General features: G+C 72.9%; 11 protein-coding genes and 1 pseudogene. 8 read left to right on the top strand and 4 right to left on the bottom strand.

The window, feature by feature from the left end:
* Nucleotides 1-96: 96 nt before the first annotated feature.
* On the bottom strand, nt 97-840 hold the full coding sequence (locus ACIRS4_RS01720) for a DUF1775 domain-containing protein (protein WP_404188426.1): 744 nt from the start codon (nt 838-840) through the stop codon (nt 97-99).
* A 902-nt stretch (nt 841-1742) separates the two neighbouring features.
* On the opposite strand from ACIRS4_RS01720, the gene ACIRS4_RS01715 reads away from it, so the two are divergent.
* The 5 genes from ACIRS4_RS01715 to ACIRS4_RS01695 all read left to right on the top strand — a co-directional run bounded on the left by ACIRS4_RS01715 (nt 1743) and on the right by ACIRS4_RS01695 (nt 7779).
* Nucleotides 1743-2351: a TetR/AcrR family transcriptional regulator gene (locus tag ACIRS4_RS01715; protein ID WP_404188424.1), complete on the top strand. Its 609-nt coding sequence runs from the start codon at nt 1743-1745 to the stop codon at nt 2349-2351.
* Entirely contained in the window at nt 2348-3394 is a 1047-nt protein-coding gene (locus tag ACIRS4_RS01710; RefSeq protein ID WP_404188421.1) for a DMT family transporter, read from the top strand. The genes ACIRS4_RS01715 and ACIRS4_RS01710 overlap by 4 nt, the downstream gene beginning before the upstream one ends.
* Before the next feature lie 9 nt (nt 3395-3403).
* Nucleotides 3404-3853, top strand: a complete 450-nt coding sequence (locus tag ACIRS4_RS01705) for an RpiB/LacA/LacB family sugar-phosphate isomerase (protein WP_404188419.1) — start codon at nt 3404-3406, stop codon at nt 3851-3853.
* A 103-nt stretch (nt 3854-3956) separates the two neighbouring features.
* Nucleotides 3957-6341 carry a phosphoketolase gene (locus ACIRS4_RS01700; protein ID WP_404188416.1) on the top strand — a complete coding sequence of 795 codons (2385 nt, stop codon included), beginning with the start codon at nt 3957-3959 and terminating at the stop codon, nt 6339-6341.
* 418 nt (nt 6342-6759) lie between these two features.
* Entirely contained in the window at nt 6760-7779 is a 1020-nt protein-coding gene (locus ACIRS4_RS01695; RefSeq protein ID WP_404188414.1) for a RimK family alpha-L-glutamate ligase, read from the top strand.
* On the opposite strand, the gene ACIRS4_RS01690 is transcribed toward ACIRS4_RS01695, so the two are convergent.
* Nucleotides 7769-9697, bottom strand: coding sequence for a PAS domain S-box protein (locus tag ACIRS4_RS01690; RefSeq protein WP_404188411.1), 1929 nt, complete (start codon nt 9695-9697; stop codon nt 7769-7771). The genes ACIRS4_RS01695 and ACIRS4_RS01690 overlap by 11 nt on opposite strands.
* A gap of 118 nt (nt 9698-9815) precedes the next feature.
* Nucleotides 9816-10619 carry a polyphosphate kinase 2 gene (gene ppk2, locus ACIRS4_RS01685; RefSeq protein WP_404188408.1) on the bottom strand — a complete coding sequence of 268 codons (804 nt, stop codon included), beginning with the start codon at nt 10617-10619 and terminating at the stop codon, nt 9816-9818.
* A 130-nt stretch (nt 10620-10749) separates the two neighbouring features.
* Between ppk2 and ACIRS4_RS01680 the strand changes: the two are divergent.
* A pseudogene (locus ACIRS4_RS01680) lies at nt 10750-11609 on the top strand (fructosamine kinase family protein).
* 38 nt (nt 11610-11647) lie between these two features.
* Here the strand turns inward: ACIRS4_RS01680 and ACIRS4_RS01675 are convergent.
* Nucleotides 11648-12013, bottom strand: coding sequence for a DUF6479 family protein (locus ACIRS4_RS01675; RefSeq protein WP_404188406.1), 366 nt, complete (start codon nt 12011-12013; stop codon nt 11648-11650).
* A 143-nt stretch (nt 12014-12156) separates the two neighbouring features.
* On the opposite strand from ACIRS4_RS01675, the gene ACIRS4_RS01670 reads away from it, so the two are divergent.
* Both ACIRS4_RS01670 and ACIRS4_RS01665 read left to right on the top strand, forming a co-directional pair.
* Complete coding sequence (locus tag ACIRS4_RS01670) at nt 12157-12531, top strand: ferredoxin (protein WP_358796487.1); 375 nt, start codon at nt 12157-12159, stop codon at nt 12529-12531.
* Nucleotides 12532-12734: 203 nt separating this feature from the next.
* On the top strand, nt 12735-13913 hold the full coding sequence (locus ACIRS4_RS01665; protein WP_404188403.1) for an acyl-CoA dehydrogenase family protein: 1179 nt from the start codon (nt 12735-12737) through the stop codon (nt 13911-13913).
* The last annotated feature ends 63 nt before the right edge of the window (nt 13914-13976 follow it).

The raw sequence follows: 13976 nt of genomic DNA, 5'->3' as shown, positions 1-13976 counted from the left end.
CGGGCGGCCGGCAGTCACCCCGATGTGACGGGTGGGCGGTCGAAGGGGGCCGACGGGGAGGAGGGCCCCTGTCCCCGTCCCCGTCGGCTGTGCCGGCTACTGCTCCGAGCCGCCCCGGCGGCGTACGAGGAACACCGCGGCCGCTGTCGCCACGAGGAGGGCGGCGATGATGCCCGTCCAGGCGCCCGCCGACAGTCCGCCGTCGTCCTCCTTCTCGGCCGCGGCCGCCTGCGGGGAGGCGTCCTCAGCGGACGGCGACGGCGACGTGGAGGGCGCTGCCGGTGCGGCGGAGGTCTCCGGTGCGCTGGGGGAGGGGGCGGCCGACTGCGCACCGGGCGCCGCCGATTTCAACTTCAGCACGGGGGCCTGGTTGCCGTGCCCGTGCCCCTCGCCCTCGGACTCGCCCAGCTCGATCCAGCGGTCCACCTTGCCGTCGCCGTACGTCTGGAGCGTCTTGAACACCAGCTCCTTCGCGTCCGGCAACTGGCGTACGACGATGGAGTGTTCGGCGTCGCCGCCGATCTTCACGGCGGGCCCCTTGACGATGTAGCCGTCGTTCGTCGTGGCGAACGTCCAGCCCTTGGGGCCCTCGCCGTACACCACGTCGGTGGGGGCGATGCCCTTGGGGAGGATGATCCGCAGCTGGGTGATGCCGGCCGAGGCGGACTCCGACTCGGCCACGAAGGTGAGTTCGACGTTCTGCGCCAGCGCCTGAGCGGTCTTCGACGTCACCTCCACATGGGCGGCGGCCGGAACGGCGGTGAGCAGCAAGACGGTTGTCGCGGCGGCGGTGGCGACAGCGAGGCGCCGCGCGGTGCGCGACAGGGTGTTGCGGGACATGGGTGTCTCCAGGCGCGGGGTGACGGGGTGGGCCGGGGAAGGCGTACGGCAGGGCCGAACAGCCCTCCTGGCGAGGTCGGTCGGCGAGAGTCGTCCCCGTGGGCGGAGGGCCCCGTCGTACCACCGCGTGCGCGAGCACCGGAGCGGCCGACGGCGGCCGGTCGTCGCGCGCCGGTACGGCCGTCGGCGTTCCGTGTCCCTTCCCGGCGCGGCCCGTGATCGCGGTCGCGAGGCCGGCGGCGGTGTGCAGGCGCGCCCGTACGGCGTCGAGCGCCGCCGTGAGCCCCCGGGCCGGCGTCCAGCACGCCGTGTCCGCCCGGTGCAGGAGGAAGGCGACGAGCACGGCGACCAGAGCGTGCGCCGCCGTCATGGCCAGGGAGTCGTGCAGGCGTGCGTACCAGGCGGCGTGGAGGTGTGCGCCGTGCTGATGACCGGTCATGGCCGGGCCGGAACCAGGAGGCCCGGGGGCGCGGTGCGGTGTCGACGTCAGCCACAAGTGCAGCCCGGACTGCGCGACGACGCTGCCGGCGACGACCGTGACCAGCCGCCGGGGGCGGCGCACGCCGACCAGACCCATCCCGAACAGTGCGACGGCCGCGATCGAGCCCCGCGTCCACGGCACCCGCTCCTCGGCGAGCAGACGGTGGGCGCTCGCGCCCAGCACCGTGCCGACGGCGGCGAACACCGCCGCCCGCAGGACGGCCAGAGGTGCCTGGCCCGTCTGAGCTGCGGGGGAGGGGGTGACGAGTCGGTGCATGGCCCGATCATCATGAGCCATCGACCGCCCGATCGGCGGCCACTGGGGGAAAGAGGCCGATACGTCCCCCGCCGATGCGACGTCCTGCTTATTAGGTAGACTGACCTACCTAGTATCAGTGTGAACCGCGACGGAGGAACTGACGATGCGCGAGACCGGAACCACCGCGCCCCGTCCCGGCGGGCGGCGGGGCGGCGCGCGTGAGCGGCTGCTCGCCGCCGCCGCACGCCGCTTCTACGCGGACGGCGTGTCGGCCACCGGGATCGACGCCATCACCGCCGAAGCGGGCGTGGCGAAGATGAGCCTCTACAACAACTTCTCCTCCAAGGCAGACCTGGTGCTGGCCTACCTCGACGCCCGGCACGAGGAGTGGCTGGCCCTCTACCGTCGTCGCCTGGAGGAGGCCACCGACGCCCGGAGCGGCGTCCTGGCGGTCTTCGACGCATACGCCGACCACGCGGCCTCCGCCTACGAGCGCGGCTTCCGCGGGTGCGGACTGCTGAACGCGGCCGCCGAACTGCCCGCCGGCGACGCGGGGCGTGCGGTGGTGCGCCGGCACAAGGAGGAGGTCGAGACGCTGCTCGCCGGACACGTGGCGCACCTGCTGCCCGGGCGTCCCGAGGAGGCCCGTACGACGGCGGAGCATCTGGCGTTCCTGCTGGAGGGCGCCATGGCCCGCGCCGGACTGGAGGGCGCGGGAACGCGTCTGGAACACGCCCGCACGATGGCGGCCGACCTGCTGGACCGGCTGTGAGGCGGCCTTCCGGACGGGCCGCCGCCTCGGTGGGCGTCGGCTCGCTGTGCGTCCTGGTGGCGTCGGTGCTGTGGGGCACCACGGGCACCGCGGCGACCTTGGCCCCGGACGTGGGCCCGCTCGCGATCGGGGCCGTCGCCATGGGCCTGGGCGGACTGCTCCAGGCCCTCGTCGCCGCTCCCCGCATCCGCGGGGAAGCGCCCGCGCTGAGGGCGCGGCGCGCCGTGGTGCTGCTCGGGGTGGGAGCGGTGGGGGCCTATCCGCTGGCGTTCTACAGTTCCATGCACCTGGCCGGGGTCGCCGCCGGAACGGTGGTGTCCATCGGCTCGGCCCCGCTCGCCTCGGCCGTCATCGAGCGGGCCGTCGACGGTCGGCGGCTGACGCGCCGCTGGTCGGCCGGCGCAACCCTCGGCCTGACCGGGACGGTCCTGTTGTGCGCGGCCGAGGCGTCCCAGGCCCACTCCGCCGCCGGAAGCCGCTCCGTCGGGTCGACCGTGCTCGGGGTCGGGCTCGGCCTGCTGGCCGGCTTCACCTACGCCCTGTACTCCTGGGCGGCGCACCGCCTGATCGGCGGCGGGATCACCCCCGGCGCGGCCATGGGCGCCGTCTTCGGCCTCGGCGGACTGCTGCTCCTGCCCGTCCTGCTGGCCACCGGGGCCCCGCTGCTCGACTCCTGGCAGGCCGCAGCCGTCGGCGTCTACATGGCCCTGATCCCCATGTTCGTCGGCTACGTCCTGTTCGGCTGGGGCCTGGCCCACGTCCCGGCGAGCACCGCGACCACGCTCTCCCTGCTGGAGCCCGCCGTCGCCGCCGTCCTCGCGGTCCTGGTCGTCGGCGAACGCCTGCCCCCGCCGGGCTGGCTCGGCGTCGCCCTGGTCGTCGCCTGCCTCGCCGTCCTCACCGCCCCGTCCCGCACCGCACGCACGCCCGGAGAACCGGGCATCGGGCAGCCGTCCGGCGCGCCGGACGCACCCGCCCCGGAATCCGGGCGGGCCGCCACGAGCCGATCCACCGGCGCGACAGCGCACCCCTCGGCTCAGTAGGCTCCAGGCATGCGGATCTCCGTTTCCTCGGACATGGACGAACCCGTGGCCCGCGCCCTGGTCGCGGAGTTGCGCGGACGCGGGCACGACGTCGTGACCCACGGAGCGCTGCGCCCCGGCGCCGACCCCCAGTGGGCGGTCTGCTCGGAGGCGGCGGCGCGGGACGTGGCCGACGGCGTGTCGGAGCAGGCGGTGGTGTGCTGCTGGACCGGCACCGGCGCGTCCATCGCCGCGAACAAGGTGCCCGGCGTGCGCGCGGCCCTGTGCACCGACGCCTACACGGCCGACGGCGCCCGCCACTGGAACGACGCCAACGTCCTCGCACTCGGACTGCGCCTGACCTCCGAGCCGCTGCTCAAGGAGATCCTCGACGCCTGGTTCGGCGGCGACCCCAGCGAGGACGTCGAGGACCTGCGCAACATCACCCACATCGCCCGCCTGGACGCCGGACGGGCGTAAGGGGGACGTTCGGCCCTGGCGGGTACCCGGCGGCCGGGAGAGGGTGGGGAGGCGCGCACCGGCATGCACCTCCCGCCGAACCCGATCCGGAAGGGAACCCGAGATGTCCGTCGACACGCAGCAGGCGTCCACCCGGCTCACCGACGACGAGCTGAGGACACTGGACGCCCACTGGCGCGCCGCGAACTACCTGTCCGTCGGCCAGATCTACCTCATGGCCAACCCCCTGCTCACCGAGCCGCTGCGCCCCGAACACGTCAAACCCAGGCTGCTCGGCCACTGGGGCACCTCACCCGGCCTCAACCTCGTCCACACCCACCTCAACCGCGTCATCCGCGCCCGGGACCTGGACGCGCTGTGCGTGTGGGGCCCGGGGCACGGCGGGCCCGCCGTGGTGGCCAACTCCTGGCTGGAGGGCTCGTACACCGAGATCTACCCCGACGTCACCCGGGACGCGCCCGGCATGGCCCGCCTGTTCAAGCAGTTCTCGTTCCCCGGCGGAGTCCCGAGCCACGTCGCCCCCGAGACGCCCGGCTCGATCCACGAGGGCGGCGAACTGGGCTACTCGCTCTCCCACGCCTACGGCGCCGCCTACGACAACCCCGGCCTGCTCGTCACCTGCGTGATCGGCGACGGCGAGGCCGAGACGGGCCCGCTGGCCGCGTCCTGGCATTCCAACAAGTTCCTCGACCCCGTCCACGACGGCGCCGTCCTGCCGATCCTCCACCTCAACGGCTACAAGATCGCCAACCCGACCGTCCTCGCCCGCCTCCCCGAGCCCGAGCTCGACGAACTGCTGCGGGGCTACGGCCACGACCCGGTCCACGTCACCGGCGACGACCCGGCCGCCGTCCACCGTGCGATGGCCCAGGCCTTCGACACCGCCCTGGACCGTATCGCCGCGATCCAGCGCGCCGCCCGCGAGGACGGCGCCGTCGAACGCCCCCGCTGGCCGGTGATCGTCCTGCGCACCCCCAAGGGATGGACCGGTCCCGCACAGGTCGACGGCCTCCCGGTGGAGGGCACCTGGCGCTCCCACCAGGTGCCGCTGGCCGCCGTCCGCGACGACCCCGGTCATCTGCGGCAACTGGAGACATGGCTGCGCTCCTACCGCCCGGAGGAACTCTTCGACGAGCACGGCGCGCCCCGGCCCGACGTGCTGGCCTGCGTCCCCGAGGGCGCCCGCCGCCTCGGCGCCACCCCGCACGCCAACGGCGGCCTGCTGCTGCGCGAACTCCCCGTGCCGGACCTGGAGCAGTACGCCGTCCCCGTCGACAAACCCGGCGCGACCCAGCACGAACCCACCGCAGTCCTGGGCGAGTTGCTCGAAGAGGTGATGCGATCCACCGCCGAACGGCGTGACTTCCGCCTGGTCGGGCCCGACGAGACCGCCTCCAACCGCCTCCAGGCCGTCTACGGCGCCAGCGGCAAGGCGTGGCAGGCGGCCACCCTCGACGTCGACGAACACCTCGACCGGCACGGCCGGGTGATGGAGATCCTCTCCGAACACACCTGCCAGGGCTGGCTGGAGGGATACCTCCTCACCGGACGGCACGGACTGTTCTCCTGCTACGAGGCGTTCGTGCACATCGTCGACTCCATGGTCAACCAGCACATCAAGTGGCTGCGGGTCACCCGCGGGCTGCCCTGGCGCGCACCCATCGCCTCCCTCAACTACCTGCTCACCTCGCACGTCTGGCGCCAGGACCACAACGGCTTCTCCCACCAGGACCCCGGCTTCGTCGACCACATCCTCAACAAGAGCCCGGAAGCCGTCCGGGTCTACCTGCCGCCGGACGCCAACACCCTGCTGTCCGTGGCCGACCACGTCCTGCGCAGCCGCGACTACGTCAACGTCGTCGTGGCCGGAAAGCAGCCCTGCTTCGACTGGCTGACCCTGGAGCAGGCCCGCGTCCACTGCGCGCGCGGCGCCGGCATCTGGGACTGGGCCGGCACCGAGACCGGCACGCGCGAACCGGACGTCGTCCTCGCCTGCGCCGGCGACGTCCCCACCCAGGAAGTGCTGGCCGCCGCCCAACTGCTGCGCCGGCACCTGCCGGAACTCGCCGTGCGGGTCGTCAACGTCGTCGACATCGCCCGGCTGATGCCCAGCGGCGAACACCCGCACGGCATGAACGACTTCGAGTTCGACGGACTGTTCACCGCCGACAAACCGGTCGTCTTCGCCTACCACGGCTACCCCTGGCTGATCCACCGCCTCGCCTACAGCCGCAACGGACACGCCAACCTGCATGTCCGCGGATACAAGGAGTTCGGCACCACGACCACGCCGTTCGACATGGTCGTGCGCAACGACCTCGACCGCTACCGGCTGGTGATGGACGTCATCGACCGGGTGCCCGGACTCGCCGTGCGCGCGGCGGCCGTACGCCAGCGGATGGAGGACGCGCGACTGCGTCACCACGACTGGATCCGCGTCCATGGCACCGACCTGCCCGAGGTCGCCGACTGGTCCTGGGACGGCTGACCCGTAGGCCGGGCCGGGTGAGGCAGGGCGCACGGGCGGGGGCGGGCGGCGCAGGCCGGGGGGCAGGACGCCGATCGGCGTGCGCCCTGTTCCGCCTTCCCGGCGGGCGCTTACAGTGTTCGGCCAGCCCTGCGACGCGGATCCGGCGGGGCCCGAGCCTCACCACCCTCGTGGTCACCGGCCGTTACGGCCCGGCAGTCGCCGGAACCGGCGCGGCCCGCACACCGGCGCGGATCGAGGGGGCCCGCACCATGAGCGTCCGATCAGGCCGCGCCCCGGACGGGCATGGTGCACGGGCCCCCTCAAGGCCGCCGGGGGCGAGGACCACCCGCGCGACAGGCACCATCCCGTGACGCCGTTCGGCCGCAATCGGGTGCCCGCGGTCCGAGCACGCGTCGTGAGCCATTGGAGGCCGCTCGTGTCCCGACCGTGCATCGCCCTGATCGCCGATCCGACATCGCCCGAAGGGTGCCGGGAGTACCTCGCCCGGGCGGTGGAACTGCTCACCGGCGCCCCGCCCGTCCGGGTCGACTCCCGGCACTTCGCGACCGGCGGGACCGGCCGCCATGTCCGCGACGGAGGCCGGTTACGGCTCCAAGTGCCCGATGAGGGAGTCGACTTCACCCCCGACATCGTCGTGCTCTACGAGATCCCGCCGCACCGCCGGCGGGCCTACGCCCCTTTCCAGGACCTGCTGCGACGCCACGGTGTGCCGACCCTCGCCGCCGGCCCGGACGCCTGGCGCGCCGCGACGGAGAAGAACCTCACCGTCGAGCGCTTCCAGCGGGACGGCGTCGCCCAGATGGAGACCCTCGTCCTGTCCCGCCCGTCCCCCAGGGAGACGGCCGGGGCGTTCGAACGACTCGACCGCGACGCCTGGGCCCGCCCGGTCGTCGGCACCGGCGGCAACGACACCTTCCACGTCACCACCCCCGCCCGGCTCGCCCACGCCAGGGCCTTCTACGCCGAGCGGGGCACCGACTGGATGCTCTCCCGGGACGCCGGCAACATCACCGCCGACGGCCTGCGCCACCAGTTCCGCGTCTTCGTCCTCGGCGGCCGCGTCGTGCACGCCCGCGAGCACCTCCAGCCCGACCCCGACACCCCCTGCAACACCTGCCAGGGCGCCACGGCCGTGCACATCGCCCCACCGGACCTGCCGCCCCGCCTCGCCGAACTCGCCGTCGCCGCCACGCGGTCGGTCGGGCTGCCGTTCGCCGGGGTCGATCTCGCCGTCGAGAACGGCGGCGTGGTCTTCGAGGTGAACGTCCAACCCGCCTTCGTCGACGACGACATCGAGGTCGCCGCCGTGGCCGTGCCGTACATACAGGCCCACTTGGAGGTCTACGCACCGGCCCGAGGCGCCGGCCGGGCGGCCCGACGGTCCCGCTCGGCCGGGGCCGTCCTCGGCACCCGTCCCGGAGGGTTCACAGCCTGAGCGTGAACCACGTCGTCTTGCCCTCGTCGGTCGGCCGCACGCCCCAGTCCTCGGCGAGGGCCCGGACCAGGATCAGTCCGCGCCCGCACTCCTCGTGCTCCGCCGCCTGGCGCGGCTGCGGCAGTTGCGGGCTGCGGTCGCCGACCTCGATCGTGAGGTCGGTGGCCGTGCGGTGCAGCCGCAGAGCGATCGGGCCCTCGGCGTGCAGCACGGCGTTGGTCAGCGTCTCCGACAGCAGCAGAAGCGCGTCGTCGGCGTGCTCGGCGCAGTTCCACGAGGTCAGCGCCTTGTGCAGAAAGGCGCGCCCCTCCGGCACGGAAGCCGCGACGGCCGGGAGTTCGGTCGTGACCGCCGCCAGCGGCGCGGCCGGCAGCTGCGCCAGCAGCAGGGTGACGTCGTCGTTGTGGCTGTCGGGGTCGGGCAGCAGACCGGCCAGCACCTGGTCCGCCGCGGCCTCCAGACAGGCCGTGCCGAGGAGCAGATCCTCCAGCAGCAGGCTGAGTTCGCCGATGCGCAGCTCGATGTCACTGCCCGGCGTCTCGATCAGGCCGTCCGTGTACAGCACCAGGGTGGCGCCAGGGGGTATCTCCGAACTGGACTGCTCGTACAGCACGTCGCCGACACCGAGGGGCGCGTTGACCGGACAGGACAGGGGGCGGATCCCGTCACCCGCGCCGGCGACCAGGACCGGCAGATGACCCGCCGAGCAGACGGTCACGGTGCCGGCGTCCGGCGCGATCACCAGATAGCAGCAGGTGACCAGCTGGTCGGGCACGTCGAGGTCGGCCACGCAGGTGTCCAGGGCCCGCATCAACTGCCGCGGCTGCATACCGGTCTTCGCCAACGCGTGTGCCGCCGAGCGCAGTTGGCCCATCACGGCGGCGGCCTCCAGACCACGCCCCATCACGTCGCCTATCAGCACGCCCACCCGGTCGCCGCCCAGCGGGATCAGGTCGAACCAGTCGCCGCCCACGCCGGCGCCCTGGGTCGCGGGCCGGTAGCGGCTGGCGGTGGCCAGGCCCGGCAGCGCGGGCGGGGTGCCCATCAGACTGCGCTGGAGGGTCAGGGCGATGTGCCGCTGCTGCTCGTACAGGGCGGTGAGCTCGGCCTCCGCGCGTTTGCGGTCGCTGATGTCCCGCACGATCGCGCACGCCCCGACCACCGTGCCGTGGGTGTCGCGCGTCGGCCACAGCGTCACGTCCACGTCGAGCAGCGCCTCGGTGCGGGTGACCCGCAGGGCTTCGAAGTGCTCCACTTTGCGGCCCCGCCGCAGCCGCTTGAGCAGCGCCCTGACCTCACCGCGCAGCTCCTGCGGCGCCAGCAGCGACACGTTCCGGCCGATGACCTCCTCGGCGGTGTAGCCGTACAGGCGCTGCGCGGCGGCGTTCCAGTACGTGATGCGGCCGTCGAGGGTGTGGGCGAGGATCGCGTCCTGGGAGGACTCCACCAGCGCGGCCAGTTCGTTGATGCGGGCCTCTGCCGCCTTGCGGTCGCTGACGTCGCGCACCGCCGCCGACACCAGCAGGCCGTCCGTCGTCTCCAGCGGGCTCAGACTGATCTCGACGGGGAACTCGGTGCCGTCCTTGCGCAGTCCGTGCAGTTCCAGGCCGGCGCCCATGGGGCGGACCTGGCGGTTGGCCGCGTATCCGTCACGGTGCTCGGTGTGATGGTCGCGGAAGCGGTGCGGCATCAGCAACTCGACCGGGCGGCCCAGGAGTTCCTCGCGGCCGTAGCCGAAAAGCGCCTCGGTCTGGGCGTTGACGAGTTTGATGGCGCCGGTGTCGTCGACGATGACCATCGCGTCGGGCGCCGCCTCCAGCAGCCCCCGGAACCGCTCCTCGGCCCCGGCCTCCCGCACCGGGACGCGGCAGTCGCACCGTTGTCGTACCGCCGGTTCCGCCTGCATCAAGTCGGCCATGTTCCACCTCACCTTGCGCGACGATGAGGTCATCACAGCGCTTTTCCGCCACCGCCGTCTGGTGATGTCGTTTACTGACCGCTCACGCCCGAAGCTGGCCACAGGCGTCCCGTGTGCGTCACAGGTCCGCCACGTGGTCGCGGACGTAGGTCTGCAGATCGCGCGGGGTGCGCCGGTAGCCCGTGGACGGCGGCCGCTCCGGAAGCTCCGGCACGGGCGGCAGCTCCTTGCGGTACGGCACCGAGTCCAGCAGGTGGGCGATCATGTTCAGCCGGGCCCGCCGCTTGTCGTCGCTCTCGACGACGTACCAGGGCGCCTCGGCGATGTCGGTGTGCACCATCATCTCGTCCTTGGCCCGGGAGTACTCCTCCCAGCGGGTGATCGACTCCAGGTCCATGGGCGAGAGCTTCCAGCGGCGCAGCGGGTCCTCCAGGCGGCGGCGGAACCGGTCCTGCTGCTCGGTGTCGCTCACCGAGAACCAGTACTTGCGCAGCAGGACGCCGTCCTCGACCAGCATCCGCTCGAAGATCGGGCACTGGCGCAGGAACAGCCGGTGCTCCTCGTGGGTGCAGAACCCCATCACGCGCTCGACCCCGGCCCGGTTGTACCAGGACCGGTCGAACAGCGCGATCTCGCCGCCGGCCGGGAGCTGTTCGGCGTACCGCTGGAAGTACCACTGGGTGCGCTCGCGCTCGGTCGGCTTCGGCAGCGCGACGATGCGGGCGACACGGGGGTTGAGGTGCTCGGCGATCCGCTTGATGGTGCCGCCCTTGCCGGCCGCGTCCCGGCCCTCGAACACGACGACCAGCCGCACCCCCTCGGCCCGCACCCACTCCTGCAGCTTGACCAACTCGGTCTGCAGCCGCAGCAGTTCCTCTTCGTATGTCTTCCTCGGCACCTTGGCCGTCCGCGCCTCGCCCATGCCGCCCGTCCCCTCGCCGCCCGCGCAATGCCTACGGCTCCCACGGTACGCGGGGGGTGGGGGAGGGGCGCGGTGTGCGCCCGCCGACAAGGCGAGGGGCCACGGCGGCGGGCGTCGTAGGGTGGGTCGGATGGGTATGTCTGACGATGCTCCGGGGCATGTGGCCGCCCGGTTCGCCGGCGGGGTCGCCGTCCGGGAACGCGCGGTGGCCGGGAACCTCGTCGAGGTCGGCCTCGAGGACGGGCGGACCGTGGTGGTCAAGAGCGCGGGCGACCCGCGCGCGGTGCGCGCCGAGGCCGCGGGGCTCAGGTGGCTGGCCGACGCAGGCGCGGTCCGGGTGCCGGTCGTGCACGGCTCTGACGGGCGCCGGCTGGTGATCGACCGGGTCCCGGGCGGCCGCGCGACCCCCGAGGCCGCCCGCCGGTTCGGGCGTGATCTGGCCGCCCTGCACGCCGCGGGCGCCCCGCCTTCGGCGCCCCGCCGCCCGGCGGACCGCAGGACGCCTTCATCGGGCTCGCCCCCTTGCGCAACGTGACCGGCGCGGACTGGCCGGCCTGGTACGCGGAGCACCGCGTCCTGCCGTACCTGCGCCGAGCGGTGGACGGCGGCGCCGTGCTCCCCGCCGAGGCGGTCGCCGTCGAGCGCCTGTGCGCGCGGCTGCCCGAGCTGGCCGGCCCCGCCGAGCCGCCCGCGCGCCTCCACGGTGATCTGTGGAACGGCAACGTCCTGTGGGGCGAGGACGGGAACATCTGGCTGATCGACCCCGCCGCGCACGGCGGGCACCGCGAGACCGACCTCGCGATGCTGGACCTGTTCGGCTGCCCGCACCTGGAGCGGGTGCTCGACGGTTACCGGGAGGCGGCTCCGCTCGCCGACGGATGGCGCGAACGCGTCGGACTCCACCAGCTCTTCCCGCTCCTCGTCCACGCGGCGCTCTTCGGTCGTCCGTACGGGGAGCAGGCGGTGGAGACAGCGACGCGGGCGGTGTAGGGCCCGTCCCCGCCTCTGGCAGGTCCCCGCCCGCCGGTTCAGTGGCCGCCCAGACCGCCGCCGCCGAACGAGCCGCTGCTGCCCTTGCTCCAGCGCGGCCGGGACTTGGCGTCGCTCGGCCGGGTCTGCAGATTGGTCAGTTCGTACGGGGTGAGCGCGTGATCGCCCTTGGAGACCCGCGGCACGTCGTCCGGCTCCCGGTTCTCGCGGATCTCGTGCACCGCCCCCTCCGGCGGCAGGTGCGGCTGCTCCTCGGGACGCGGCCGGGGAGGCTCGCGCCGCTTGACGCGTGCTCCCAGCCAGAAACTGCCGGCCAGTACGGCCACGAGGACGATACCGACCCCGAACATCGCCAGGCTGAGCAGGCCGCTCGATGCGGCCAGCTGCGAGGTTGCGTTAGACATATCAGGCGAATACCCCTGTAATCGGACATGAACCGCATGAACCGCCCGGTGGCCCCCGGTGTGCTCCGCGCCCATGAGGCCACGGGCGGACCGCGGACGCTGAGTGATGGTTTGGCCCAGCCCGTCCCGGCAACCCGCGTGATGTGACTACCACAGCATCCCAACAGGAACTCTTCCGGTTCCTGGAGGACCGCTTCGCTTGCGCCCAGGCCTGCACCGAATGTGCCCGCTCCTGTGCGCTGCGCGCGAGCCTCGTGGATCCGGACGGAACGGAACAGCAGGAGCTCGTACGACGCAAGGGCATCATGTGCGCGGAGGTCTGCGACGCGACCTGCCGTGTGCTGTCCGAGGACAACCGGATGGACGAGGCGGGCATCCGCGTCCAGCTGGAATGGTGCCGGACCGTCTGCCTGGAGACCGCCCACGTCTTCGACAAGCAGCCGGGCGCCGAGGACGGCGCGGCCGCGTGCCGTGCCTGCGCCAAGGCCTGCACGGACTTCCTCGCGACGCTGAACTGAGCGCGGCCCCGACCTGAGCGCGACCCCGACCCCGACCTGAGCGCGGCCCGAGGTGAACGCGCTCCCGAAACGACCGCGGCCCCGAACCGGCTGGGCGGCCGGGCGCCCCCGGAGCGGCGCACCCCGCGCCCATTCCCAATTTCTGGAACACGTTCTACGGTGTGCGCCGTCAGGACACCGGCCTTGGGAAGCCAGGAGGCGCCGTGCACCTCGACCACACCCCCGAGCAGCTCCGGCTGCGCACCGAACTACGCGCCTACTTCGCCGAGTTGGTGCCCCACAACGCCTACGCCCGGCACTCCGACCCGGTCGGCGCCAAACGCTTCTACCGCGCCGTCATCCGCCGTCTCGGCGCCGACGGCTGGCTCGGCGTCGGCTGGCCGAAGGAGTACGGGGGCCGCGGCCTGACCCCGATCGAGCAGTTCGTCTTCTTCGACGAGGCCGCCCAGGCGGGCGTACCGCTGCCCCTGATGGCGCTCAACACCGTCGGCCCGACGATCATGCGGTACGGCACGGACGAGCAGAAGGCGTACTTCCTGCCGAAGATCCTCTCCGGCGAGATCGACTTCGCCATCGGCTACAGCGAGCCCGACGCGGGGACCGACCTGGCCGCCCTGAAGACGCGCGCGGTGCGCGACGGAGGAGAGTACGTCGTCAACGGCCAGAAGATCTGGACCACCAACGGCGACACCGCCGACTGGGTCTGGCTCGCCGTGCGCACCGACCCCGACGCCCCGCCGCACAAGGGCATCACCATGCTGCTCGTCCCGACCACCGACCCCGGCTACTCCTGCACCGTCATCCGCACCCTCGCCTCCCACGACACCACCGCCAGCTACTACGAGAACGTCCGCGTCCCGGTCACCCACCGCGTCGGCGCCGAGAACCAGGGCTGGCGGCTGATCACCAACCAGCTCAACCACGAACGCGTCACCCTCGCCGCCCACGGCACCATGGCGATCCGCGCCCTGCACGACGTACAGCGCTGGGCGACGGAGACCAAACTCGCCGACGGCCGCCGTGTCGTCGACCTGCCCTGGGTGCGGCGCCGGCTCGCCCGGACCCACGTCCGACTCGACGCGCTCAAACTGCTCAACTGGCAGATGGTGGGGGCGCTGCAGAACGGCACGCTCACCCCGCAGGACGCCTCCGCCGTCAAGGTCTACGGCTCCGAGGCGCGGCGGGACGCCTACGCCTGGCTGATGGAGATCGTCGCCGCCCCGGGCGCCCTCCAGGAGGGCTCGGCGGGCGCCGTCCTGCACGGCGAACTCGAACGCGGCTACCGCTCCGCCGTGATCTTCACCTTCGGCGGCGGCAACAACGAGATCCAGCGGGAGATCATCTCGTGGATCGGCCTCGGGATGCCGCGCGTGCGGCGTTGACCGGCTGTGACGAGGATTTTTAGTTGGCACAAAAGAGGGATAGATGGCACCAAGATCACGGGT

The sequence above is a fragment of the Streptomyces sp. NPDC101166 genome (genome assembly GCF_044768125.1).
GTDB lineage: Bacteria > Actinomycetota > Actinomycetes > Streptomycetales > Streptomycetaceae > Streptomyces.
This window is presented reverse-complemented; position numbering and strand designations above follow the sequence as displayed.

Bases quoted from the DNA above. Each gene is read 5' to 3' on its own strand.
- ACIRS4_RS01720 (WP_404188426.1), bottom strand. From the start codon at position 840: ATGTCCCGCAACACCCTGTCGCGCACCGCGCGGCGCCTCGCTGTCGCC.
- ACIRS4_RS01690 (WP_404188411.1), bottom strand. From the start codon at position 9,697: ATGGCCGACTTGATGCAGGCGGAACCGGCGGTACGACAACGGTGCGAC.
- ACIRS4_RS01675 (WP_404188406.1), bottom strand. From the start codon at position 12,013: ATGTCTAACGCAACCTCGCAGCTGGCCGCATCGAGCGGCCTGCTCAGC.
- ACIRS4_RS01715 (WP_404188424.1), top strand. From the start codon at position 1,743: ATGCGCGAGACCGGAACCACCGCGCCCCGTCCCGGCGGGCGGCGGGGC.
- ACIRS4_RS01705 (WP_404188419.1), top strand. From the start codon at position 3,404: ATGCGGATCTCCGTTTCCTCGGACATGGACGAACCCGTGGCCCGCGCC.
- ACIRS4_RS01700 (WP_404188416.1), top strand. From the start codon at position 3,957: ATGTCCGTCGACACGCAGCAGGCGTCCACCCGGCTCACCGACGACGAG.
- ppk2 (WP_404188408.1), bottom strand. From the start codon at position 10,619: ATGGGCGAGGCGCGGACGGCCAAGGTGCCGAGGAAGACATACGAAGAG.